This is a genomic window from Microbispora sp. CA-102843 (genome assembly GCF_050936215.1).
Lineage (GTDB): Bacteria > Actinomycetota > Actinomycetes > Streptosporangiales > Streptosporangiaceae > Microbispora.
Genome location: NZ_JBNJNF010000001.1, coordinates 4,877,237 through 4,898,421, shown reverse-complemented (window position 1 = coordinate 4,898,421; position 21,185 = coordinate 4,877,237). Strand labels below are relative to the sequence as shown.

Here is a 21,185-nt window from a genome sequence, read left to right as displayed (position 1 = left end):
GGTGGGGTGTGCCTCACCTTGTTTTGGGATGCCTCGGCCATGTCACCGGGCCAGTTGTGATCTCTACGGTGAGCGCATGACAAACCGAACGAAACGGCCGGTCAGACCGGCACCGGTCCGCTCCGCATATCGGGTGAAGATCGTGCCGGTCGCCCTGTCGGCCCTGTCCGCGTTCCCGGGCCTGGCCGTACTGCCGGCAGCGGCTAAGGCCGCGCCGACCCTCACCTGGAGGGCGTGCCCGTCCGGCCAGGGCCCGGCGGAGATGGAATGCACCACGATCGAGGTGCCGGTGGACTGGTCCGCGCCGGGTAAGGCCTCGATCAAGCTGGACCTCGCCCGGCTGCCGGCCACCGAGTCGTCGCTCCGCCTTGGCAGCGTTCTCGTTGTGTCCGACGGCGGCCCGGGGATCCAGGGCGTCCTCTCCTCGGCTCCGGAGTCGTTCACGAAGTTGCGCAAGCACTTCGATGTCGTCGGCTACAACCCGCGCACCAGCGTGGCAGGGCGCTATCTGCCGCCCTCGTGCGGGGTTCCCGGGCTGCCGCTCAACGACCCGCGTGACCGCGCCGCGTACGAGGCCCAGGCCGCCGGCCTGGAACGCCTGGTCGATCGGTGCCGCCAGGACGACACGACCGGTCTGGCCGACCACCTGGACTCGGTCTCGGTGGCCAGGGACATGGAGGCGATCCGCATCGCTCTCGGCCAGGACAGGCTCAACATGCTGGCCTTCTCCTACGGCGGGGTTCCGGCCGCCGCCTACGCGCGGCTTCACTCTGGGCACGTCCGTGCCCTGGTCTTCGACAGCACACCCGACTCGACGGTGGGCTGGCGCGGTATGGAACGCGCGCAACTTCGGGCCACTGAGGCGGCGTTCAAGCGGTTCACCACGTGGTGCGCCGGTGACGACGCGTGCGCCCTGCGGGGGCGGAACGTGCGCACGCTCTGGCGCGAGCTGATCAAGAGCACCGGCCGCAGGCCCGTCACGTACGCCTCCGCCCGGCTGGGCGAGATCAGACTGACCGATCTGCACCTCAAGGCGCTGGCCCGGATGGTCCTCCCCATTCCGGAGAAGGCACCGGAGTTCTCCGACGCGCTGCTCAAGGCGAGCAAGGGCGACTTCGCCTGGTTCGGCGAGCAGATCCTGGGCATCTCCGCGAGTTGGAGCTCGCCCGGCGCGGCGGCGACCCGGTGCCCGGACGGCCTGGTGAGGCTGGGGTACGACGCGCTTGTCGGCGACCGCCGTTACAGCGAGCGGATCTCCCGCGACTTCGGTGGCGGGGTCGGCATCGGGCTGGAGGCCCTGGCCTGCTCCGGCTGGCGGCACCGGCCGGTGAACCCACTACGCCCCCTGCCGACCGGCCTGCCTCCTGCGCTGGGACTCGGCGGCGACCGTGACTTTCCGGTCACCGAGCTCCTGGTGAGCAGGATCCCAGGCTCGGCCACCGTCCGCTATGACGGCCCCGTCCACGTCGTCTACCTGCGGGCGAAGGACCCGTGCGTGACGAGGCATGCCGATCGGTATCTGACGAAGCTGACGTCGGCTCCCGCAGGCACCCTCTGCTCACCCCGATCGTGATGACGCGGCGGAAAAGATGCCCATACGGTGCTCCTGATCAGGCCGCGGCTCGGAGAAAGGTGGGGTTTACCTCACCTTTTTCTGGGATATCCGGGTCATGCCGTCGAGCCGTGCCGCTCTCTAGGGTTGGCGCATGACCACCCCCTGGGACCGGATTCGCGGCCACTGGTCGTCGCCGACCTGGCTCCGTACCATCCACGTGACGACGGGCGTCCCGATCGCGCTCATCTCGTTGGCAGCGATCCTGGGGCTGGGCGCGCTGTCGATAGTGCTGGCGTGGACGGTCGTCGTCCCCCTGATAGCACTGCTGATCCTCACCCGGATGGTGCCGCTGCTCACCTGGCTGCAGCGCTCCCGGTTCGCCGCCTTCCTCGACCACGACATCCCCCCGCTGCCGCGTCTCTCCCAGGACGGGAGCCCGCTCAGACGGCTTCTCCTGCAGGCGCGATCAGGCAGCCTGTGGCGGCAGATCGCCTATCACCTGGTGCTCGGGCCCCTGATCGGCGCGGTGGGCTTCCTGAGCGGGGTCGTGGCGTGGTCGGCGTGCCTGGTCGCGGCCGTCATCACCGTGCAACTCCTGATCGCCGGAGGCGGCTGGACCACCGCACTGCCCGCCGCGGCCGCGCTCGCGCTGTTCGTGGTGGTGCCCTGGCTGCTCCGAGGGGTCACCGCTCTCGACACGGTCGCGGCGCGGGCACTGCTCGGTCCCAGCCTCAACGACGAGCTGGCTCGGCGAGTGGAGACTCTGCGGGAGAGCCGGGCCGAGGTCGTCGAGGCCGCCGACGCGGAACGCCGCCGGATCGAACGCGACCTGCACGACGGCACGCAGCAGCGGCTCGTTTCGCTCGCCCTGAACCTCGGCATGGCCCGCACCGCCTTCACCGACCTGCCCGAGCCCGCCCGCCAGGTGATCGTGCGCTCGCATGAGGAGGCCAAGCAGGCGTTGAAGGAACTGCGCGACGTCGTCCAGGGGCTGCACCCGGCCGTGCTCAACGACCAGGGCCTGGACGCCGCGCTGTCCGGCCTCGCCGCGCGCGCCCCCTTCCCCGTACGGCTCAGCGTCGATGTGCCGGAACGGGCCGCTCCCGTGATCGAGGCGGTCGCGTTCTTCGTGGTCTCCGAAGCGCTGACCAACGTCGCCAAGCACGCACGGGCCTCCGAGGCCGACGTCACCGTGCGCCGCGACGGTGACGTGCTCCGCATCGTCGTACGCGACAGCGGCCAAGGGGGCGCTGATCCCGCCAAGGGGTCGGGCCTGCGCGGCCTCGCACAGCGTGCGGGCTCGGTGGACGGGACCCTGCGCATCGACAGCCAGAGTGGCGGCCCGACGACGATAGAGGTGGAGCTGCCGTGCGCGTAGTGCTCGCCGAGGACTCCGTCCTCCTCAGGGAGGGCCTCGTCTGGGTCCTCGGATCAGCCGGCATCAAAGTCGTGGCCGGGGTGTCAGACGCCGAGGGGCTGCTACGGGCGGTGGACGACCACGAGCCCGATCTCGTCGTCACGGACGTGCGAATGCCGCCGACGCACACCGACGAGGGCCTGCGCGCCGCGCTGCTGCTGCGGCACCGGCGGCCGAAGCTCCCCATCCTCGTGCTCTCGCAGTACGTCGAGGAACGCTACGCGACCCGGCTGCTGTCCACGGCCACGACGGGCATCGGATATCTACTCAAGGATCGGGTGGCCGACGTCGCCGAGTTCCTGGACTCGCTGCGGCGGGTCGCCGCGGGCGGCACGGCCCTGGACCCCGAGGTGGTCGCCCAGTTGCTGGTGCGCCGGCACAGCGATCCGCTGGACCTGCTGACCCGCAGGGAGTACGAGGTGCTCGCGCTGATCGCGGAGGGACGGTCCAACGCCGGCATCGCCGAGGCACTCGTGGTCTCCGAAAGTGCGGTCGGCAAGCACATCAACAACATCTTCGCCAAGCTCGGGCTCTCCGGCGCCGAGAAGGATCATCGGCGGGTGCTGGCCGTACTGCGATTCCTGAAGATTTGAGAGGCGACATGATGCGAAGAGCGGTGCGGACCAGATGGATCGCCGCCGGAGCGGCGCTGACCGTGTCCGCGGTGGTGGCGATGGCGTTGGCGGCGTGGTCGGAGATCCGCGTTCCCCACAGCTACGACTTCTCCTTCCCCGGTTCCTACGAGTCGTCGGTCCTCGATGAGAGGTCGACCGAGACGAGGACCGTGACGTACGCCGTCACGACGCCTCAGATCATCGTGGATGTGCGGGGCAGCGTCGATGTGCGGGTCGCTCCGGGGGTTCCCGGACGCCTCTCTGTCAAGCGGGAGACGACCTGGCACGGCGGGTCACCCTCGGTGAGCGAGACCTGGGAGTCGGGGAAGACGCTGCGGGTCGAGGTGACGTGCTCCCGGGACCTGGGGCGGGTGGATCCCGGCTGCCGCGCCGTCTACACCTTGAGCGCACCCCCCGGCGTGGGCGTGCTGGTGACGACGCCCGACTGGACCATGCCGTGCCCAGCGGCCGCGGCGGAGGTGACCTGCGGCCCCGCGTCACGCGATCCGTCATAAGGCGCGATGAGATCCCTGGTCACGTGAGAGCGCACACGCCTGACATACGTCGAGCGGGCTTGCCGCTGTCCGGCACGCAGGCGGGGGAGGTTCCGCGTCAGGCCGGAGCGAGGACGCAGAACTCGTTGCCCTCCGGGTCGGCGAGGACGATCCACGGGACGTCGCCCTGGCCGACGTCGGCGAGCGTCGCGCCAAGGGTCTGCAGCCGGGCCACCTCCGCCGCTTGATCATCACCGCGGTACGGCAGCAGGTCGAGATGGACGCGGTTCCACACGGTTTTCACGTCGGGAGTGCGGAGGAACTCAAGATACGGCCCGACACCTTTGGCGGAGCGCAGCCGCGCATGATCGTCGGTCACCTCGTGCAGGGTCCAGTCCATCGCCTCGCCCCAGAACTCGGCCATGGCCCGCGGGTCCGCGCAGTCGACCACCACCGCGGCGATCGGCCCGGTGTCCCGGTAGATCTCCCGAGGCTCCAGCACGCAGAACACGTTGCCCTCCGGGTCGGCCAGGACCGTCCACGGGACGTCGCCCTGGCCCACATCGGCGGGCGTCGCACCGAGCTCCTTCAGACGCGCGACCAACTCCGTCTGATGGGCCGCAGAGGTGGTGGCGAGATCGAGGTGCACGCGGTACTTCACCGTTTCGGGGTCCGGGACGGTGACGACATCGACGCAGACGGCGACGGGGTCCGGCCAGACGAAGTCCACGGGTTCAACGTTGGTCACACCGGGTCCCTCGCTGGAAACACCCCAGCCGAGCGCCTCCGCCCAAAACCGGCCGAGCGCCGAGTCGTCCCGAGCCTTGAAATTCACCTGAACAAGCCGCAGCGCCATGCCGCCAACCCTATGCCCGACAGATAAATCAGGATGTTCACGCAGGACGTGGTTCAGGTCCGTCGCCGAGGTCTACGGTCCGAGCGGGGTGGGGGAGCAGCCGCCGGGCGTCCCACGGACGACACCCGATTCGAAGGAGCAGACATGTCACAGAACATTGAGACCGTCAACACCTACCTGGACGGGTTCCGTAAGAACGATCACGAGCAGATCCTGTCCTGCCTGACCGACGACATCGAGTGGACCGTTTTCGGCGCCTTCCATCTGACCGGCAAAGACGCCTACGACAGGGCCATCGATGGCCCGCCCGAACTCATCGACCCTCCTCACCTGGAGGTCGTGCGGATGGTCGAGCAGGACAACGTCGTCATGGCGGAACTCACCGGGACGGTGAAGCGAGTCGCGGGCGGCGAGATGCGCATGTCCATGGCGGAGGTGTTCGTTATGCGCGACGGCAAGATCGCAGAGCGTCGTGCCTGGGTCACCGAGCTGAAGGAGAACGACTACCGCTGACCGGAGGAGTTCGATCACGGGCGGTCCGGCTCGGCGACGACAATGCTCCCGGGCCGAGAGTCCGGTCGCGAAGGCCGTGGCACTACTGAGCTCCTCGCCCGTAGCCGACAGAGACGTGGTGCTCTGTCGCGGGGGAGATGACCGGGGACCAAAAGCAGGGAGGGCGGGCCCGTTGTGCGCCCGCCCTCCCCGACCTTCAGGGTGTGACTCGCTACTGCTGAGGAAGCGCGATCTTCCAGACGCTGCGGCCGAACGTCGCAGCGTAGAGCGTCTTGCCGTCACCGGTGATCTTGATGTCGAGCACCGGCGTGTTGGGGAGACCGCCGCCGAACCGCTTCCAGTTCTTCTTGCCGTTCTTGTTGTAGAAGACGCCGAAGTCGGTCGCCGCGTAGAGCTGGTCGTTCGGCTGGTCGTAGGCGAGCATCTCGACAGGCGCGTTCGGCAGGTTTCCGCCGATGTTCTGCCAGCTGTTCCCGCCGTTGGTCGTCTCCCAGATGTTCGCCGCGTAGTCGCCCTCCCGGTAACCCGAGTAGGCCACGAACACATGGTCGGCGTTGGCCGGGTCGACCACGATCGAGTTCACCCACCGGACGGGCAGGCCCTTGCCGGTGAACTCGGTCCAGTTGGCGCCGAGGTCGGTCGTCTTCCAGAGCCGGCCGGTGTCGGTGCCGACGTAGATCGTGTTGCCGTTGGTCTTCGCCACGCCGATCGCGGTGATCGTGGAGTAGAGGCCCGCGTAGGAACCGTTGTCGTCCTGCTCCGGCGGCACAGGGCCGGTCAGGTAGTCACCGGGCGGGCTGATCTGCGTCCAGGTCGTGCCCCGGTCGGTCGATCGGTCGAGCACGTTGCCGCCGAAGTACACGATCGAGGGGTCGTTCGGGTCGAGGACGACCGGGGCGTCCGTCGTGATCCGCGAGGAGTGCCGCGTTCCGAACCGGATGGTGCGGGTGGTGCCGTTCGCGTCCTCGTGGCGGGAGCACGAGCCGACCTGAGAGCACTGGTAGTAGATGTTGTGGTCGCTCGGGTCGATCACCACGTAGTGGCCGTCACCGCCGCCGTAGGAGTTCCACTGCGTCAGGTCCGAAGGCCCGGCAGCGGCGGTCCAGGTACGGTTGCTGCCGTTGTCCTGCAGGCCGCTCGCGAGCCGGTTCGGGTCGTCCATGGCCACCGCGAGGTGGTACGACTGGTTGAACGGCTCGTACGTCGCGTGGATCCACGAGCGGGTCGCGCCGTTGGTGTCGGACCGGTAGACGCCGCCGTCGTTGCCGAGGTAGACCCGGTCCGCGACGTTGGGGTCCCACTGCATGATGTGCTGGTCGGCGTGCGGTCCGCTGGAGGTGGCCCACGTCGCGCCGCCGTCCTTGGATTCGCGCAGATTCACATCGGCGTTGAACAGGTGGTTCTTGTCCTTCGGGTCCACCCAAAGGCGCCCGAACCACCACTCGAAGCCGCTGTTGCCACCTGCACGACCGCTCGGTACCAACGTGTCGCCGCCGTCGTCCGAGACGTAGAAGCCCTTGTCGGCGCCCGTCGTCGTCCCGGAGATCACGTAGACCCGGTTCGGGTCGCTGGGCGCGATCGCGATGCCGATGCGGCCGAGGCCCGGGTCGCTCTGCAGGCCGGTGCCCGTCGCGTCAGCGACGTGCTTGCCGGTCACGTTCTCCAGCCGCTTCCACGTGCCCCCACCGTCGACGGACCGGAAGAGACCGGAGCCGACACCGCCGTAGAGGCGGCGGCCGCTGTTGCGCTGGTGGTCCCACAGCGACGCGAAGATCCTCTTGGGGTTCGTCGGGTCGATCGCCAGGTCCACGCCGCCGGTGGTGTTGTTCGGCGTCGGCAGGACGAGCTTCCAGTCCTTGCCGCCGTTGGTCAGCCGGTAGACACCGCGCTCACTCGCCGACCCGGAGAGGTTCCCCGCGGCCGCGACGAAGACCGTCTGCGGGTTCGTGGGGTCGACGACGATCCTGCCGATCGCCGCGCTCCCGGTGAGGCCCCACTGCTGCCAGTGCCTGCCGCCGTCGGTCGACTTGTAGACACCGTCGCCGAAGTAGGTCAGGCCGCCGCCGGACGGGTTCGCCTCACCGGTCCCGGCCCACAGCGTGCCGTCGGAGCCGATGGCCAGCGCGCCGATGGTCTGCGTGTAGTCGGCCGGCCAGGCCGGCTCGAAGGTGTTGCCGGCATCCGTGCTCCTCCAGACACCGCCGCCCGATGCCGCGACGTACAACGTGTCGGGGTGGGCCGGGTCGACGACCAGGTCGGTGACACGGCCTCCGATATTGGCGGGGCCGACGAGATCCCAAGTGCCGTCGCCCGGCTTGAGCGTCTTGGCCTGCTGGACCGCCTGCTTGATCTGCGCCGCCGTCACCTGCTGGCCGGAGGTGAACTTCTGCGTGAGGTAGTCCGCCGGTTCGGCGGGACCGCCGTCCTCCTCCTCGCCGGGAATCTGGAGAGAGGCGCTCGTCTGGCTTCCCGCGGACAGGGTCGCCTGATCCGAGTAGGCGGGCCCCTGGAACGTCACTGCCGTCACGGCGAGTGCGAGCACACCCGCCGTACCGATCGCGGGCAGGGCATGGCGCCTCATCCGGCTCTTATGTGTCTTGCTCATTCCGCCTCCCAATCGCCCGCCCACCGTTGGACAGCCGGGCACAAAAGGTAAAGAGAGCGGAAGTATTGAGTCAATGCGACGTTTGTCGAAGGTAGCTACTTTTCGGGACGTCGCGGGCGTGATCTCCGCGCCCGCTCGATGCCGTACGGGGCGCCGGTGTCGTAAGGGGCCGGCCCGTGCACCGCCTCCAGCAGCACGTATCCGTCGACCGGGGTCGCCAGGGTCTCGTGCGACAAATGTAGGAAGCCACGGGCCGGCGGTTCGTGCCCTACGACAATGTGTACTTGACCCGGACCTTTCCTTCGCACAGCTGGATCACCTGGATGGCCACGTCGTGAGGGCCGGACAGGTGCGCTTCGGCCTCTGAGCCTTCTTCCTGGTCCTTGCGCTCGATCTTGTACCCGGCCTTGGCGAGCACGTCGGCGGCCTCGTCACGAACAGCGTCGAGGTTGGTGGGGTCCGCGTCCATCGCCAAGAAGAACAGCTCGGTCTTGCCGAAGGGCCCCTTGGAGAGGTAGAGCTGCCCGCCGGGCAGCACCGGCAGGTCCGCGGGCGGCTGCCGGTCCGGCTTGCCGGTCAGGTCACCGGCCTGCGAGCAGGGGATGCCGTTGCCCGCCGCCTCAGGGCTCGCCGCCGCCGAAGTCGTGCTCACGGCGGTTTCCTGAGCAGCGCCGTTCGAAGTCTCCCCGCAACCGGCGAGCGAAGCCACGGCGACGGCGACGCTCGCCGCAGCGATCAGTCGTGTGATGTTCATGAAATGGTTCCTCGGGACGTGAGATAAGGTCCTGCGCATGATCGGGCAGGAATCCCTCAAAACGGGCGATCACGCCCGTGGGCGGCGACGCTACCAGGTTTGCCGGCGTGGCCACAGGCCACGGATGGTGCCAATGTGGCTCGCCGCGCTCATCGTGCTGATCTCCGCCTGCTCGGGTGGCGGGTCGCAGGGGGCGTCCACCGACGACCTACTGGTGGTGGTCAGCGCGCCGATGTCCACGGAGCCGTGGATCGGCGCCTTCATCGAACGAGGGGCACGGCACGCGATCGACGAGCTCAACGCGCACGGCGGGATCACCACTGCGTCCAGATCGCGCCGGGTCAGGCTGACTGTGCTCGACAACGCGGGGTCGCCGGCCAAGGCCGCGGCGAACGCCCGCAAGGCGGTCGAGGACCACGCGGCCGTTCTGCTCACCGACGGGACCGGCGCGGCGTCCGTCGCGCCGATCACCGACCCCGCGCACCTGCCGGTCTTCATCTGCTTCGAAGGCGGCGAGGCGCTGATCGACCCGTCCCGCTGGCCGAGCCTTTTCCGCATGGCGCCGGCCAACAAGCCGATGGCGCGCCGGCTCGCCGACTACATCGCGAACAGCCGCCCCAAGGTAGGCGTGATCAGTGACGACTCGACGTACGGGGAACAGGGCCGGGAGGCGCTGCTACAGGCCTTCAAGGTCGACGAGGTGGAGGTGGTGGCGGATCAGAAGGCGCCGGCACGCTCTCCCGATCTGACGACGCAGGTGCTGGCCGCGCGGCAGGCGGGCGCCGACAAGCTCGTGGTGTGGGCGAGCGCGAGCGACGTGATCGCCGCGGTCCAGGCCGTCCAGGCGCTGGGCTGGAAGGTGCCCGTCTACACCGGGCCCACCGGTGAGGATCCGCTGGTCCGCCGGCGTCTCGCCGAGCATCCGGAATGGCTCGACCAGGTCACCTTCGTCTCGTTCCGGATGACCAGCGAGGTCGGGCCGGTGCCGTTCGAGCAGTTCCGCGCCGGCTACGAGGCGAAGATGGGCGTCGATCTGGTCGGCGTCCGCCAGGACGGCAAGCAGGTCGTGCAGCCGCCGGACTGGCCGATGTTCTCCTACGACGCGGTTCGCCTGGTCGCCGCATCGCTCAGCGAGGGCGGCGGGCCGGGCGAGCCGCTCATGGAGGCCCTGAACAAGGTCAGCATCACCGGCGCCAACGGCGACTACCGCGGCTACGCGGCCGACCAGCACGAGGGGGTGAACCCCAGCGACATGTACTTCGCCCGGTTCCACGGCTTCGTCTTCGAACCCGTCGGCGACGACCCGCTCTCCGACACCATCCCGTCCGTGAACCAGCTGCAGGACTGACGCCCGTCACCGGGGGAGGCTCAAGCGGCCTCCGGGAAGGCGGAGCGGCTCAATTCAGGGGGTGGCCGTCGCCGAAGTACATCCGGCCGATCCGCGGGTCGGCCGCCACCGCCGCGGTGGACCCGCTGAGGATCACGTGACCTTCCTGCAGCACGACGAGCCGATCGGCGAGCCGCAAAGCCAGCTGAAGGTGTTGCTCGATGAGCAGAACGGCTGTGCCCGCGGCCCGGATGGCGGCGATGTCCTCGGCGAGCGCGGCGATGGTCGTGGGAGCCAGACCGGCCGACGGTTCGTCGAGGACCAGCAGTGAGGGGTCCGACATGAGGCCGCGGCCGATGACGAGCATCTGCTGCTCTCCGCCGGACAGGCTGCCGGCGCGCTGCGCGCGCCGCTCCGCCAGCCGCGGGAAGATCCGGTAGACGCCCGCTCGGCGCTCGGCGACAACGTTCTTCCTGCGGCCGTCGAGATAGGCCCCGAGGGTCAGGTTCTCCTCGACGGTGAGGCTGGGGAAGACGCGTCTGCCGTCGGGCACGTGACTCAGTCCCCCCTGGACGATCCGCCGAGGGTCACCCCGGGTGATGTCCCGGCCGTCGAACACGACCTCGCCCGAGCTCGGCCGATGCAGGCCCGACACCGCACGGGCGACGGTCGTCTTACCCGCGCCGTTGCCGCCGAGCAACGCGACGATCTCGCTGCGCTCGACGTGAAAGGACACGTCGTCCAGCACCGGTACAGCGCCGTGGCGGGCGCACAGTCCGCGAACGTCGAGCAGCGCCACGCGGTCTCCTCTCAACACGTCAGGCGCGGGTGGACGACGGATCGGCATCGCCGAGGTAGACCCGGCGAACCGCGGGATCGGCGGCCGTCGCCTCGGGGGTTCCGCTGGCCAGAACCCGGCCGCGATCCAGGACGGTGATCCTGTCGGCGACGCCGTACACCAGCGCCAGGTCATGTTCGACCAGCAGGACGGCCACGCCGCCCGCCGCGAGGCGACGCAGGACACGGGCCAGGGCGGCTCGTTCCGGCCCGGTCATGCCGACGGCCGGTTCGTCGAGCAGGAGCACGCGCGCCCCGGTCGCGACGGCCCGGGCCACCTGCAGGAGACGCTGTTCGCCGGCGCCGAGCGCCCCCGGGCGGTCGAACGCGCGCCGGGCGAGTTCCGTCACATGCAGCGCCCTCCATGCCTCGCGGTCGGCGAGGGCCGCGTGGTCCTGCATCGACGCACTTCCGAAAAGGTGCCGTACGACGGCGAACCGCACCGGTGTTCCTCCGCGCGCCCCGAGCAGCACCTGACGGTGAGGACAGAGCCGCTCCAGACCGACGGTGCGCTGGAACGTCCGGGTCACTCCCCTCCTGACCATCTCGAGCTGGCCGGCCCCGGTGACGTCGGTCTCCTCCAGTAGAATCCGGCCGCCCTTGGGCCGCAGGGCGCCGGCGAGGGCGCGTAGGGCCGTCGTCTTCCCGCTGCCGTTGGGTCCGATGAGCGCGTGGACCTCTCCGGCTCGCACCTCCAGATCCACGCCCGTGAGGATGTCCGTCTCCCCGATAGCGACATCCAGCCCCTGAACGGCCAGCATCACTCCCTCCCGGGAAGCGGGGGGAGTGGCGAATTCCTCGGTATGTTCCACCGGCTCACGCGGGCGCTCCGCGCGCCCGGGCCACCGGGCCGCCAGCCGTTCGATCGGCCCGCGGAGGAACGGAACCGCGACCAGCGCCAAGGCGGTGAGCACGCCACCGGATGCCTCGGCCGGCAGACCGACCGCGCCGGCGAGCGCGTCGGCCAGCGGTGGAATCACGGCGATCACGAGCAGGCCGAGCACCGGCCCCCACAGCCGTGCCGTACCCCCGATCAGCGCCGCCACGAACAACTGGAGGGACAGCAGCGGCGAGACGTCGGATGGGGCCGCGACCCCGAGCAGCACGGTGATCCCCGCGCCGGACACCGCCGCGATGGCCGCGGTCGTGGCGAAGAGAGCAGCCCTGCGGCGAAGCACCGGCACCCCGAGGGACGTGGCCAGCGCGGGAGCCTCGCGAAGGGCCGCCAAGTCCAGGCCGGCCGGCCCGCGGTTCAGCCGGGCCACGGCGGCCAGCGACAGCAGGCACAGCGTTCCCGCCACGGCGACGTGCACCGGCGGGGTGAGAGTGATGGTCACGTCGAAGGCCGGTGAGTGGAGACGGGCCGGTGTCGGGCGGACCAGCCCCTGGCTCCCGCCGGACATCGCGGGAAACGCATGGAGCAGCGCGTACACGAGCCAGGCGAACGCCCATGTCGACAGCGCGACCGCCGCGCCGCGCAGGCGAGCCGTGAGCAGGCCGACCAGGTAGCCGGCGCACGCCGCGAGCACGGCGGCGGCGAACGCGGCCCCGACGAGCGGCAATCCGGCGCGTTCCAGATGCACGACACCGAAACCGCCCACGGCCAGGAACGCGCCCTGGCACAGGACGGGCTGCCCTCCGTACGAGACGGACAGCGAGAGCCCCAACACCGCGATCAACAGGTACAGATGGTGTGCCAGCTCGACCGTCATTCCGGGTCCTCACGCAGTGCTGATCGCAGGCCCCGCCGTCCGAGGGCGAGCACGATCAGCAGGATGGCCAGCGGCACCACGTCGGCGTAGTGGGGGCCGAGAACGCTCGATGCGACGACGAACGACTCGATCACACCGAGCGCCAGCCCTCCGGCCAGCGCGCCACGCACCGATCCCAGTCCGCCCAACAGTGCGGCCGCCATCGCCTTGAGGCCGAGGACGACGCCGTCGTCGACACCGAGCGAACGGTCCGGGGAGATCAGAAGCCCCGCCAGACCCGCCAGCGCGCCCGCCACCACGAAGGCGACGAGAACCAGCCGCCGCACCGGGAGCCCGAGCAGCGCGGCGGCGGTGGGGTCCTCACTGACCGCTTTCATCGCCGTGCCGACCGGGGTGAGTACAAGCAGCCGCTCGACCAGGATCCCCACGGCCAACCCGATCCCTATGACCCCGAGAGTGCGCACCGCCACCGTCTCGCCCCCGGGCAGTTGCAGCACCCCCGAAGGCGTCAGGCTGCCCAGGCGCAACGGATCCGGCACCGCGTAGGCGTCCTGCGTGAACACCAGCCCGAGAACCTCCCGGATCAGCAGCCCGGCGGCCAGGCCGCCCGCCACCCATCCCAGGACGTCCCCGCGGGTGGACCGGTGCCCGACTCCCGGCAGGAAGGGCCGTACGGCGACGAGGTAGACGCCTGCCGACAGTGCGGCTCCCGCGGCGACGACCAGCACAGCCAGCCAGACGGAGTGCACCAGGTCCAGGGCCGCCGCCACCGGCGTGGACCCGAGCACCACCAGCACACCGATGAACACGCCGCCGACCACGAGATCGCCGTGCGCGAAAGCGATCACACTGGTGAGCCGGTAGACGAGGCTGAACCCCATCGCGATCAAGCCGTAGGCCGCACCCAGAGCCAACCCGCTCAGGAACGCCTGCAGGGCCACCCCTCCGCTCACCGAGCACCGTCCTCGGCGATCGGCGACTCAGATGAGTGATAGCAGGAGATGTCGACGCCCCCTTCGTCAGTCTTGTGGAGGGGGATCCTATAGCCCGGTGACCCTCCTCTAGGAACGCGCAGTCGCAATCGCAGCTGGGGTTCACCGAGGCGGAGCGGTTTGAGGAGTACGGCGCCGAGCAATGGTTCGGCGTGTGGTCCTCGGCCACGCCGTCTGGTTGAGCTCGTGCTCGGAAGGGGTGGTGTGCCGGCCCGTAACCAGCACCGATGCCCGTCCGGCGAGAGTTCCTGGCCGGGCCCATGCTTCTGTTCGGCCCGGTGCTGCCAGGCCGTCCGGCCGCGGCCGGAGCGATGAGCCCTGGCCGCGTGACCAGGGCTCGTGCGTCCGTCGCCGCGTCACACCCCCATGAGCCGGGACAGCCGGACGATCGCGCCGGCCGCGAGGTCCACGACCACCGGGCCGGACGCCGCCGGCCGTACGGTGCCGTCGTCCCGCGTGAGCGTGACGGACACGGCGACCTTCCGGTCGAACGTCGAACGGTCGGCGACCAGCGGCTGCACCAGGGTGACCTCGAGCGTGGGCGCGTCCGCAGGGAGGACGGCCCGCGCGACCTCGATGCCGGACACCGCGAAGACCAGTCCCACGCCGGCGATGCCCGCGGCCCGCAGGTCCACGTCCCGCCGGATCAGGACGGCCGTGTGCAGGTTCTCCAGGTAGACGTTGCGGACGACCAGCTGGGCGGGGTCCGCGGGGTCGAGCAGCGCCTGCGGCACGACGGCCCCGTCCCGGACGGCGGCGGGCAGCGCGACGTCCCCGTGGGCGGGCACGCGCGCCGGCGGGTCGAGCGGGACGCGCTCCCACCCTCCGACCGCCGGCCGCACCCAGAGGGCCGTCACCGTGGCCGCCGTGTCGGCGTCGTTGCGCAGCCCGGTCGCAGTGACCCGTACCGGCCCGCCCGGGTACGGGCCGGTCAGCTCGTCCACGTCCAGGTGCACGGTGGTCGCGATCGAGGTGGAGGAGTCGCCGGTGTCGAAGACGACCTGCGAGACCGCGTCGCCGCCGCGCAACTGGGTGACCGCCACGACAGCGTCGTCGTAGTCCACGTGCAGCGCCAGACGGATCGCGTCGTCGTCCAGGACGGCGCGCAGGCCGCCCTCCAATGTGCTCGACCGCACCGACACCCCGGTCGACCCCACCGAGGGGGACGTCGGGAGCAGCACGCGGACGTCGCGCCCGCCGGCGTCCGCGCGCAGCAGCGACTCCAGCTCGGTGAGCTCGGCCGCCGACAGGTCGGGCACGCACCGGGCCTGCAGCCGGCACGGCAGGCCCGCGTCCACGGTGGCGTCGAACACCTGCAGCCACTCCAGCTGGGGGCGGCCGGCCACGTCGCGGGCCACCCGGTAGTGGGCGGGCACGACGAGGTACGTGGCCGGCTGCTGGAGCGACTCCCACACCGAGTACCGGTGGTCGCGGTCCAAGCGCGGAGCCGGCGCGAACCGCCGGGCCGGGACGCGGCCGAGCTGGAAGGCGTCCTGGCAGCCGACGATCACGGGCTCTGCGCCCCCGACGTCCTGCCGGTACAGGCCGGGGTTGTCCCGGCACGGCACCAGCAGCGGCAGGCGGTACGAGCGGGTCACGGACACGCCCATGTCGATGGTGAACGACGGGGGGTCCGTGGCGAACCCGTCGGGGTCGAGCCCGCCCGATCCCGTGGGCCCGGTGAGGATCCCGCCGCGCCGTCCGCCGAGGTCGTCGCGGAGCACCAGGCGCCGGCCGGCGCGCGGCAGGGGGAGCGGCACCCGGGCGAGGGTCAGCGGGGCCGACAGGTCCTCCGCCGGCGCCTCCACCGGCGCCTCCACCGGCACCTCCACCAGGGCCTCGGCCGGCGACGCCGCCAGGAAGGCCGGCCCCGCCACCGCCGAGTCCGCGAGCGACGCCTCCACCGCGGCCCGCGCCGCCGCGGACGTGTCCGTGAGCACCGACTCCCTGAACGGCGGCGACACCCGGGTCAGCCGGACGGCGCCCCGCCCGGCGGTCGTGAGCTCGCCGGGGACGCGGACCTCGGTGGTCACCACGTCCGACCAGTTCGGATGCTCGTCGGGGATCGGGTGCTCCACGCGGAGCGGCTCCTCGAACGGCCATCCCCGGACCGGCACGACCTCCAGACGGCCTGGCCTGTCGTGGTTCACCACGGAGGTGGCCCACGCGGCGAGCGTCTCCTGCACGCCGACGAAGCTCGTGCTGACGATCACCCCAGCCCCGTCGTCCGACTGGAAGCCCGGCGTGCTCAGCGCGCCGTACGCGGCCCTGGCCACGGCTCCGCTGATCTCGGCCCGGCAGTGGACGACGTCGTCGCGCCGGTCCACGTCGACCGGGAGTTCGGTGGAGGTCGGCCGGCCGGTGTCGGCGTCCACGAACGGGATGCGCAGCCGTACGCTCACGTCCGTCCACGAGACGGTCTGGGCGCCGGCGGGCGGCGGGGGGAAGCGCAGCACGGCGGTGACCGTCGCGCTGAGGACGGGCGATCCCTCGTCGTCGTGACCGGTGACGCGGAACAGGAACCGGAACGTGCCCTCGGAGGCGGGCACGAGCTCCGGCGCGGGCGCCCACCAGGGCGAGCCCAGCTGCGAGTCCGGCAGCAGGGGCTCGCTCCGGTCGGCCGCTCCGACGCGGGGGCCCGGCTCGTCGGCCGGGACTCCTGGCGTGTTCATCCCGATCAGTCCTGGCTCACGACGGTGACGCCGGGAGCGGTCTTCTTCGGCACCCGCACGTGCAGGTCGCCGCTGCCCTCGCCGTCCGTCCAGGGCCCGATCCACTCGTCCCCGTCCTCGAACAGCGTGCCCTTGATGATCACACGCACCCGGTAGCGGTACGCCGGCGGCCGTCCCGGCTGTCCCGTGTAGAGGGCGAACCGGCGTTCCTTGTAGTTCTCCCCGGTGTCGGCCATGGTGAAGGTGAACGTCACGATCGGGCGCTCGCCGCCGTCGGGGCCCTCGCCCTTGGGCTGCACCTGCACCTCGACGATCTGGTTGCTCGCCGTCAGGTCCCGGTTGATCGAGATCGGGGCGAGCACGAGTGCGCCGGCGTTGTCGGCGCGCACGGCCACGTCCAGGCTGTCGGTGAGGGTGCCGAACGGGCCCGGGTCGAGGTCCACCTCGTTGGCCTCGACGATGATCCGGGAGAACCGGTTGTCGAGGGCGGACGGCGCCTCGTCGAACTGGATGGTGCGCCGGACGAACACCTTGTCCGGACGCCACCCCTCCGGCGCGCCGGCGACCTCCTCCGCCTTCTTCTGGGTCTGCCGGGCGAAGAAGACCTCGCTGGTCGCGCCGCTGGCGTAGACGAGGGTCGGCGAGGAGGCGGGGGCGAGCGGAGTGGTCTCCCCGACGGGGGCGCCCTCGCCGTGCACGTCGGTCGTCGCGTCGACCTCCTGCGGGTGCGGCGGCGGCAGGAAGTCGTGGGCGGACCACGCGATCTCGCCGTTCACGCTGGGATAGCCGATCTGGACGCTGGCGAACTTCACCGGGTCGCCGCTCACGCCGTGGTCCGGGTCGGGCCACTTGATGACGGGCCGGCAGACCGTGGTGATCTTGCGCTCCCAGTTGTCCAGGTACAGCGTGCGCATGTAACGGCTCTTGAGCTCCGGGTGGGCGGCCAGCAGGTCGGCCACGCCGTCCACGTTGCCGCCCATCGTGCTCGGCTGCGCGTACATCTCGTCGACCTCGAAGGTGAAGGAGTTGGCGATCTCCACCCGATCGTGGCGGAAGTTGAGGTTGAACCCCGCGCCGAAGCCCCAGCCGAAGAGGTTGAGCAGCCCGCCGGGCTTGGGCGGGCCCGGGTCCTGGACCTCCGGCATCGGCTGGAAGATCACTTGCTTCGCCTGGTCCAGCCACATCGCCACGAGCATGTCGATGTACTTGGTGACCATCGCCTCCTTGTTGTCCGCGCCGGGAATGGTACGGTCCATCTCCAGCTCGACCTTGATGTCGCCGTTCATCCGCAGCGTGTTCCAGGTGGCCTTGATGTCGCCCGAGCTCCACCACCAGCTGGCGTTGGCCTGGGCCGTGAAGTGGCTGAACACCCGCTCCCAGTCGGCGGTCATGTGCAGCCGCGTGATCGGCGCCCACAGCGGCAGTGTGAGGTCGGCCGTCACCCCGATGGGCACCTCGGTGCCCAGCAGCCCCTGCTCCACCTGCGCCGCCGCGAACGTGCCGAGGTTGACGACGAACGGGTGCTCGGCGGTGGGGATCAGGCTGCCGGTCCCGGCGCCCTGGGCGGTGACGAAGAACGGGTCGCCCGCGTTGCCGCCCTGCGTACCGTCCTGGTCGGTGATCATCAGGCGCAGCGTGGAGCTCCTGATCGGGATCGGCCGGATGTCGGCGATCGTGGACCGATTGGCCACGCCCGGCTTAACCTGCCAGAACCGGTCCCGGCTGCCCTGCTGCATCCGTTCCAGGATCTGCTTGTGCGCGGCCTGCAGGACGCCCTCGGGCGGCGCGCCGGTCATCGCGAAGCTGAGCACTCCGCCCGAGGTCTCCCGGGTCTGCCCGGGGGCCACGCCGAGGTTCGTCTGGCCGTCCTGCACGCCGAGGAAATGCAGGAAGCTGAGCCTGAGGTCGCCGTTCGGCTTGCGCGCCAGGCGCATCCGCTCCGGCAGCCAGTAGAAGACGGGGTTGGCCCCCTGGGCCTGGAGCTCGTCGTTGTGCTTGTCGGGGAGGAAGACGAGGGAGTATTCGACGCCGGCGTCGTTGAGGGTGACGGTCTCGAAGCCGCCGGCCATGATCGGTCCTGCTGGGTTCACCATCGCTGGCTCCTGAACTGTGTGGGGAGGCCGCTCACAGGGCGGCGGGGTAGTAGATGAGGGACCGGTCGAGGCCCCGGCCGACCACGGCGGCCGCGTTGCGGAACAGCCGGAGGTTCGCCCGGTTCCGCGGGGCGAGGCCGGGGTTGCCGTCCTCCCGCAGGTGGGACTGGTCGGCCGCGTCCTCCCACCGGCCCGCGTTCGCGGCGGCGCTGAAGCCCGGCCATCGGGTGGGGAAGAACGAGCCCGTCCAGGCGATGCTGTGCGCCCCGAGCCGGGCGTCGGCGGGCCAGTCCGCCCACCCGGGGAAGAAGGCCGACAGCCGGGCCTCGTTGACGTCGAACCGCTTACGGACGAGCTCGTCGATCGCGGCGTCGGGCAGCTCCAGCGTGTGGATGGCCTTCGCCGCCAGGTGGCCCTTCTTCGCGAGGTCGGGCGCGTCCTTGATCCGGTGCCACTCGGCCACGATCTCCGCGCGGGTGGCGGGCGTCCCTGTGTCCTTGTGCACGAACGGCAGGGCGGCCGCCTCCTCGGGGGAGTCGACGAGGTTGCCGACGCCCGTGGTGACCAGGCCCTTGACGTCCTGGTACAGGTAGGGGAGCCGGCCCTCCAACGGGGCGCTGAACTCGGGGAAGAAGTCCCTGACCGAGCGCGCCGAGCCAGTCGGCCTGTCCGGTGCGACAGGTTCGGGAACGTCCTCGGCCAGCGGCCCGATCGGCAGCCCCGGCCAGTCCTCGATGGGCCGTGGGAAGTCCTCGGCCACGGAGCCGTCGTCCGGGTCGAGCCTCGCGTACTCGTTCCCGGAGAAGATGTACGGGTTGCCGCTGGGCCACCACAGCGCCGTCTCGATCCGTGGGAACGCTCCAGGCCAGTCGTCGGCGACCGACTTGGCCTCCGGGTCGATCTGGCCGGTCGCGCCGTCGAACTCCTGGTACTCCTCCCCGGAGAAGAAGTAGGCGTTGCCGCTGCCCCACAGGATCGCGGCGTCGATGCCGGACTCGAACAGCCCGGGCCACATCTCGGCGATCGGCCGCGGGCCGTCCAGCACGATCCCGTTCTCGAGGTCGTACGACAGGCACTGGTCGCCGCGGAAGAAGAAGACCGAGCCGTCGCTCCACGGAAGGGCGGCGTCGATGTCCGCCTCGAACAGGCCGGGCCACTGGTCGGCGATCGCCAGCGGGTAGCCCTCGTCGGCGCCGTCGGCCTCGACGTCGTACCGGATGTAGCGCTCACCGGTGAAGAAGTACGCCTTCGCCCCGGACGGGGCGACGAACCCGCAGAGCTTGTCCACGGCCGTCACCCCCCGGCCTGAGGCGCGGGCTCGCCCGACACCGTGCCGACGTGGCGGAACCCGCGCGACTCGACCAGCGTGCCGCCGGCCGCCTCGATCCGCTCGACCGTCCGGGGCCGCAGCCGCAGCTCGGCGAAGTCGCCCGTCGCGGCGACGAGGTACTCGACCCGGCCGTGGACGGCCTCGTCGTCGCGAGTCCAGATCGCGCCGGACACCGCGCTGAACCGGGACGGCACGGCGACCTCCTCCTCCAGCGCGGCCACCAGCTCCTTCTCGAAGGTCTCCTGGATCATCCGCAGCGGGAGGTGGACGGCGGCCATCACCAGCGAGTGGCCGTCCCGCGTCCGCAGCACGTCCAGCGCCGTCTCGTCGTCCGGCACCGCGCCCGCGACGAGCCGGAAGCGCGGCTCCTTGGAGTCGGCGCCGAGCCGGGCGATCCGGGAGCGCATGCCGAAGAACCCGGTGTCGCTCACCAGGATCGAGTTCACGACGCAGCGGTACGCCGGCGGGAACCCGTAGCCGGCCTCGCGGTACAGGCTGCGCACGAACAGGGTGCCGGGCGGGTGCGGCAGGTTGCCCGCGCCCGGCATGACGTCGCCGGTCATGGCCTCCTCGAAGGCGGAGTCCACCGTCGAGGGATGCAGCCGGATGTCGCAGAAGGTGAGGTTGCGCATGCTCAGGCCGCCGTTCCGGTGACGCCGATCTGCATGTGGATGTGGTTCTTGTGGGCCTCTCGGCCGTGCGGCGTCCCCGGGGCGGTGGCCGGGTGATCGGGGTGCATGATGAAGCTGCGCTCGCCGATGGACGTGGGCGTGTCCAGCCCGTCGGGGCCGTCGGTGCGGTCCTGCCACTCCGAGGCGACGAACTCGTACACGGCGCGCCAGAAGTCGCGCGTGAACGGGTCGGCGTCCTCGTCGTCGAGCCGATAGGACGTGTCGGACCCGGTCCCGGGCGGCCAGTTCCCGCCGGGGGTCGCGGCGGTCGACACGGTCCCCCAGTCGTCGTTGACGGTGAGCGTCCACTCCTCGCCGTCCTCGGCGACCGCCTTGACGCCGACGAAGTCGACCGCGCGGCCCTGGCCGTGGCAGTCGGTGCGCGGGCGGCCCTGGTTGTCGACGCCGCCGCCGGAGATGCCGAGGTGGTACAGCTCGACGACGTTGTAGGTGTCCTTCAGCCACTGGCACAGCCGCACCAGGGCGAGCGCGTTGCGGGGGTCCAGCCGGTCGGGCGCCCCCGGGTGGCTGGGCTGCCCGAACGTCACCGTGCCCGACGCCAGGTAGCGGACGACGACTCCGGCGACGTTGCCGTCCTGGGGCTGCTCGCCGTCCCAGCCGTCCAGGCTCACCCTGTCCGCGCTGCCCTCCCCCTCCAGCCGGATCACGTCGCTCGACTGCAGGTCGAGCAGCTCGGCGTAGGCGTCTTCCTTGCTCATCGCGCGTGCGGGATCACTCACGAT

At 70.8% G+C, this 21,185-nt stretch carries 18 protein-coding genes; 6 read left to right on the top strand and 12 right to left on the bottom strand.

The window, feature by feature from the left end:
* Positions 1-76 precede the first annotated feature (76 nt).
* From ACQEVJ_RS22725 to ACQEVJ_RS22710, 4 genes are all read left to right on the top strand, one after another.
* The gene (locus ACQEVJ_RS22725) at positions 77-1,573 is read left to right on the top strand and encodes an alpha/beta fold hydrolase (protein WP_433104122.1); all 1,497 of its coding nucleotides are present in this window, start codon (positions 77-79) and stop codon (positions 1,571-1,573) included.
* A 133-nt stretch (positions 1,574-1,706) separates the two neighbouring features.
* A complete protein-coding gene (locus ACQEVJ_RS22720; protein WP_433104120.1) occupies positions 1,707-2,933 on the top strand; it encodes a histidine kinase in 1,227 nt (408 codons plus the stop codon).
* Positions 2,924-3,565 carry a response regulator gene (locus ACQEVJ_RS22715; protein WP_433104118.1) on the top strand — a complete coding sequence of 214 codons (642 nt, stop codon included), beginning with the start codon at positions 2,924-2,926 and terminating at the stop codon, positions 3,563-3,565. The genes ACQEVJ_RS22720 and ACQEVJ_RS22715 overlap by 10 nt, the downstream gene beginning before the upstream one ends.
* A 23-nt stretch (positions 3,566-3,588) precedes the next feature.
* On the top strand, positions 3,589-4,101 hold the full coding sequence (locus ACQEVJ_RS22710) for a hypothetical protein (protein WP_433104116.1): 513 nt from the start codon (positions 3,589-3,591) through the stop codon (positions 4,099-4,101).
* A gap of 97 nt (positions 4,102-4,198) precedes the next feature.
* On the opposite strand, the gene ACQEVJ_RS22705 is transcribed toward ACQEVJ_RS22710, so the two are convergent.
* Positions 4,199-4,936: a VOC family protein gene (locus ACQEVJ_RS22705; RefSeq protein ID WP_433104114.1), complete on the bottom strand. Its 738-nt coding sequence runs from the start codon at positions 4,934-4,936 to the stop codon at positions 4,199-4,201.
* Positions 4,937-5,080: 144 nt separating this feature from the next.
* On the opposite strand from ACQEVJ_RS22705, the gene ACQEVJ_RS22700 reads away from it, so the two are divergent.
* The gene (locus ACQEVJ_RS22700) at positions 5,081-5,449 is read left to right on the top strand and encodes a nuclear transport factor 2 family protein (RefSeq protein ID WP_433104112.1); all 369 of its coding nucleotides are present in this window, start codon (positions 5,081-5,083) and stop codon (positions 5,447-5,449) included.
* A gap of 211 nt (positions 5,450-5,660) precedes the next feature.
* On the opposite strand, the gene ACQEVJ_RS22695 is transcribed toward ACQEVJ_RS22700, so the two are convergent.
* The 3 genes from ACQEVJ_RS22695 to ACQEVJ_RS22685 all read right to left on the bottom strand — a co-directional run bounded on the left by ACQEVJ_RS22695 (position 5,661) and on the right by ACQEVJ_RS22685 (position 8,706).
* Positions 5,661-8,054: a WD40/YVTN/BNR-like repeat-containing protein gene (locus tag ACQEVJ_RS22695; RefSeq protein ID WP_433104110.1), complete on the bottom strand. Its 2,394-nt coding sequence runs from the start codon at positions 8,052-8,054 to the stop codon at positions 5,661-5,663.
* 95 nt (positions 8,055-8,149) lie between these two features.
* Entirely contained in the window at positions 8,150-8,290 is a 141-nt protein-coding gene (locus ACQEVJ_RS22690) for a hypothetical protein (RefSeq protein ID WP_433104108.1), read from the bottom strand.
* A 32-nt stretch (positions 8,291-8,322) separates the two neighbouring features.
* The gene (locus ACQEVJ_RS22685) at positions 8,323-8,706 is read right to left on the bottom strand and encodes a hypothetical protein (RefSeq protein ID WP_433104106.1); all 384 of its coding nucleotides are present in this window, start codon (positions 8,704-8,706) and stop codon (positions 8,323-8,325) included.
* A 226-nt stretch (positions 8,707-8,932) separates the two neighbouring features.
* On the opposite strand from ACQEVJ_RS22685, the gene ACQEVJ_RS22680 reads away from it, so the two are divergent.
* The gene (locus tag ACQEVJ_RS22680) at positions 8,933-10,156 is read left to right on the top strand and encodes an ABC transporter substrate-binding protein (protein WP_433104104.1); all 1,224 of its coding nucleotides are present in this window, start codon (positions 8,933-8,935) and stop codon (positions 10,154-10,156) included.
* A 49-nt stretch (positions 10,157-10,205) separates the two neighbouring features.
* Here ACQEVJ_RS22680 and ACQEVJ_RS22675 read toward each other — a convergent pair whose 3' ends face one another.
* The 8 genes from ACQEVJ_RS22675 to ACQEVJ_RS22640 all read right to left on the bottom strand — a co-directional run bounded on the left by ACQEVJ_RS22675 (position 10,206) and on the right by ACQEVJ_RS22640 (position 21,182).
* On the bottom strand, positions 10,206-10,934 hold the full coding sequence (locus ACQEVJ_RS22675; RefSeq protein ID WP_433104103.1) for an ABC transporter ATP-binding protein: 729 nt from the start codon (positions 10,932-10,934) through the stop codon (positions 10,206-10,208).
* A gap of 19 nt (positions 10,935-10,953) precedes the next feature.
* Positions 10,954-12,684, bottom strand: coding sequence for a branched-chain amino acid ABC transporter ATP-binding protein/permease (locus ACQEVJ_RS22670; protein ID WP_433104102.1), 1,731 nt, complete (start codon positions 12,682-12,684; stop codon positions 10,954-10,956).
* Positions 12,681-13,637, bottom strand: coding sequence for a branched-chain amino acid ABC transporter permease (locus tag ACQEVJ_RS22665; RefSeq protein WP_433104101.1), 957 nt, complete (start codon positions 13,635-13,637; stop codon positions 12,681-12,683). Before ACQEVJ_RS22665 ends, ACQEVJ_RS22670 begins: the two co-directional genes overlap by 4 nt.
* A gap of 395 nt (positions 13,638-14,032) precedes the next feature.
* Positions 14,033-16,348, bottom strand: coding sequence for a hypothetical protein (locus ACQEVJ_RS22660; RefSeq protein WP_433104100.1), 2,316 nt, complete (start codon positions 16,346-16,348; stop codon positions 14,033-14,035).
* Positions 16,349-16,353: 5 nt separating this feature from the next.
* Complete coding sequence (locus ACQEVJ_RS22655) at positions 16,354-18,441, bottom strand: hypothetical protein (RefSeq protein WP_433104099.1); 2,088 nt, start codon at positions 18,439-18,441, stop codon at positions 16,354-16,356.
* Positions 18,442-18,472: 31 nt separating this feature from the next.
* The gene (locus tag ACQEVJ_RS22650; RefSeq protein ID WP_433104098.1) at positions 18,473-19,729 is read right to left on the bottom strand and encodes a hemopexin repeat-containing protein; all 1,257 of its coding nucleotides are present in this window, start codon (positions 19,727-19,729) and stop codon (positions 18,473-18,475) included.
* Positions 19,730-19,734: 5 nt separating this feature from the next.
* Entirely contained in the window at positions 19,735-20,403 is a 669-nt protein-coding gene (locus ACQEVJ_RS22645) for a hypothetical protein (RefSeq protein WP_433104097.1), read from the bottom strand.
* 2 nt (positions 20,404-20,405) lie between these two features.
* Positions 20,406-21,182 carry a hypothetical protein gene (locus ACQEVJ_RS22640; RefSeq protein ID WP_433104096.1) on the bottom strand — a complete coding sequence of 259 codons (777 nt, stop codon included), beginning with the start codon at positions 21,180-21,182 and terminating at the stop codon, positions 20,406-20,408.
* Positions 21,183-21,185: the final 3 nt, after the last annotated feature.

Excerpts from the sequence above, each read along its gene's own strand:
- ACQEVJ_RS22725 (WP_433104122.1), top strand. The coding sequence starts at position 77 with ATGACAAACCGAACGAAACGGCCGGTCAGACCGGCACCGGTCCGCTCC.
- ACQEVJ_RS22720 (WP_433104120.1), top strand. The coding sequence starts at position 1,707 with ATGACCACCCCCTGGGACCGGATTCGCGGCCACTGGTCGTCGCCGACC.
- ACQEVJ_RS22705 (WP_433104114.1), bottom strand. The coding sequence starts at position 4,936 with ATGGCGCTGCGGCTTGTTCAGGTGAATTTCAAGGCTCGGGACGACTCG.
- ACQEVJ_RS22700 (WP_433104112.1), top strand. The coding sequence starts at position 5,081 with ATGTCACAGAACATTGAGACCGTCAACACCTACCTGGACGGGTTCCGT.
- ACQEVJ_RS22695 (WP_433104110.1), bottom strand. The coding sequence starts at position 8,054 with ATGAGCAAGACACATAAGAGCCGGATGAGGCGCCATGCCCTGCCCGCG.
- ACQEVJ_RS22680 (WP_433104104.1), top strand. The coding sequence starts at position 8,933 with ATGGTGCCAATGTGGCTCGCCGCGCTCATCGTGCTGATCTCCGCCTGC.
- ACQEVJ_RS22670 (WP_433104102.1), bottom strand. The coding sequence starts at position 12,684 with ATGACGGTCGAGCTGGCACACCATCTGTACCTGTTGATCGCGGTGTTG.
- ACQEVJ_RS22660 (WP_433104100.1), bottom strand. The coding sequence starts at position 16,348 with ATGAACACGCCAGGAGTCCCGGCCGACGAGCCGGGCCCCCGCGTCGGA.
- ACQEVJ_RS22655 (WP_433104099.1), bottom strand. The coding sequence starts at position 18,441 with ATGGTGAACCCAGCAGGACCGATCATGGCCGGCGGCTTCGAGACCGTC.
- ACQEVJ_RS22645 (WP_433104097.1), bottom strand. The coding sequence starts at position 20,403 with ATGCGCAACCTCACCTTCTGCGACATCCGGCTGCATCCCTCGACGGTG.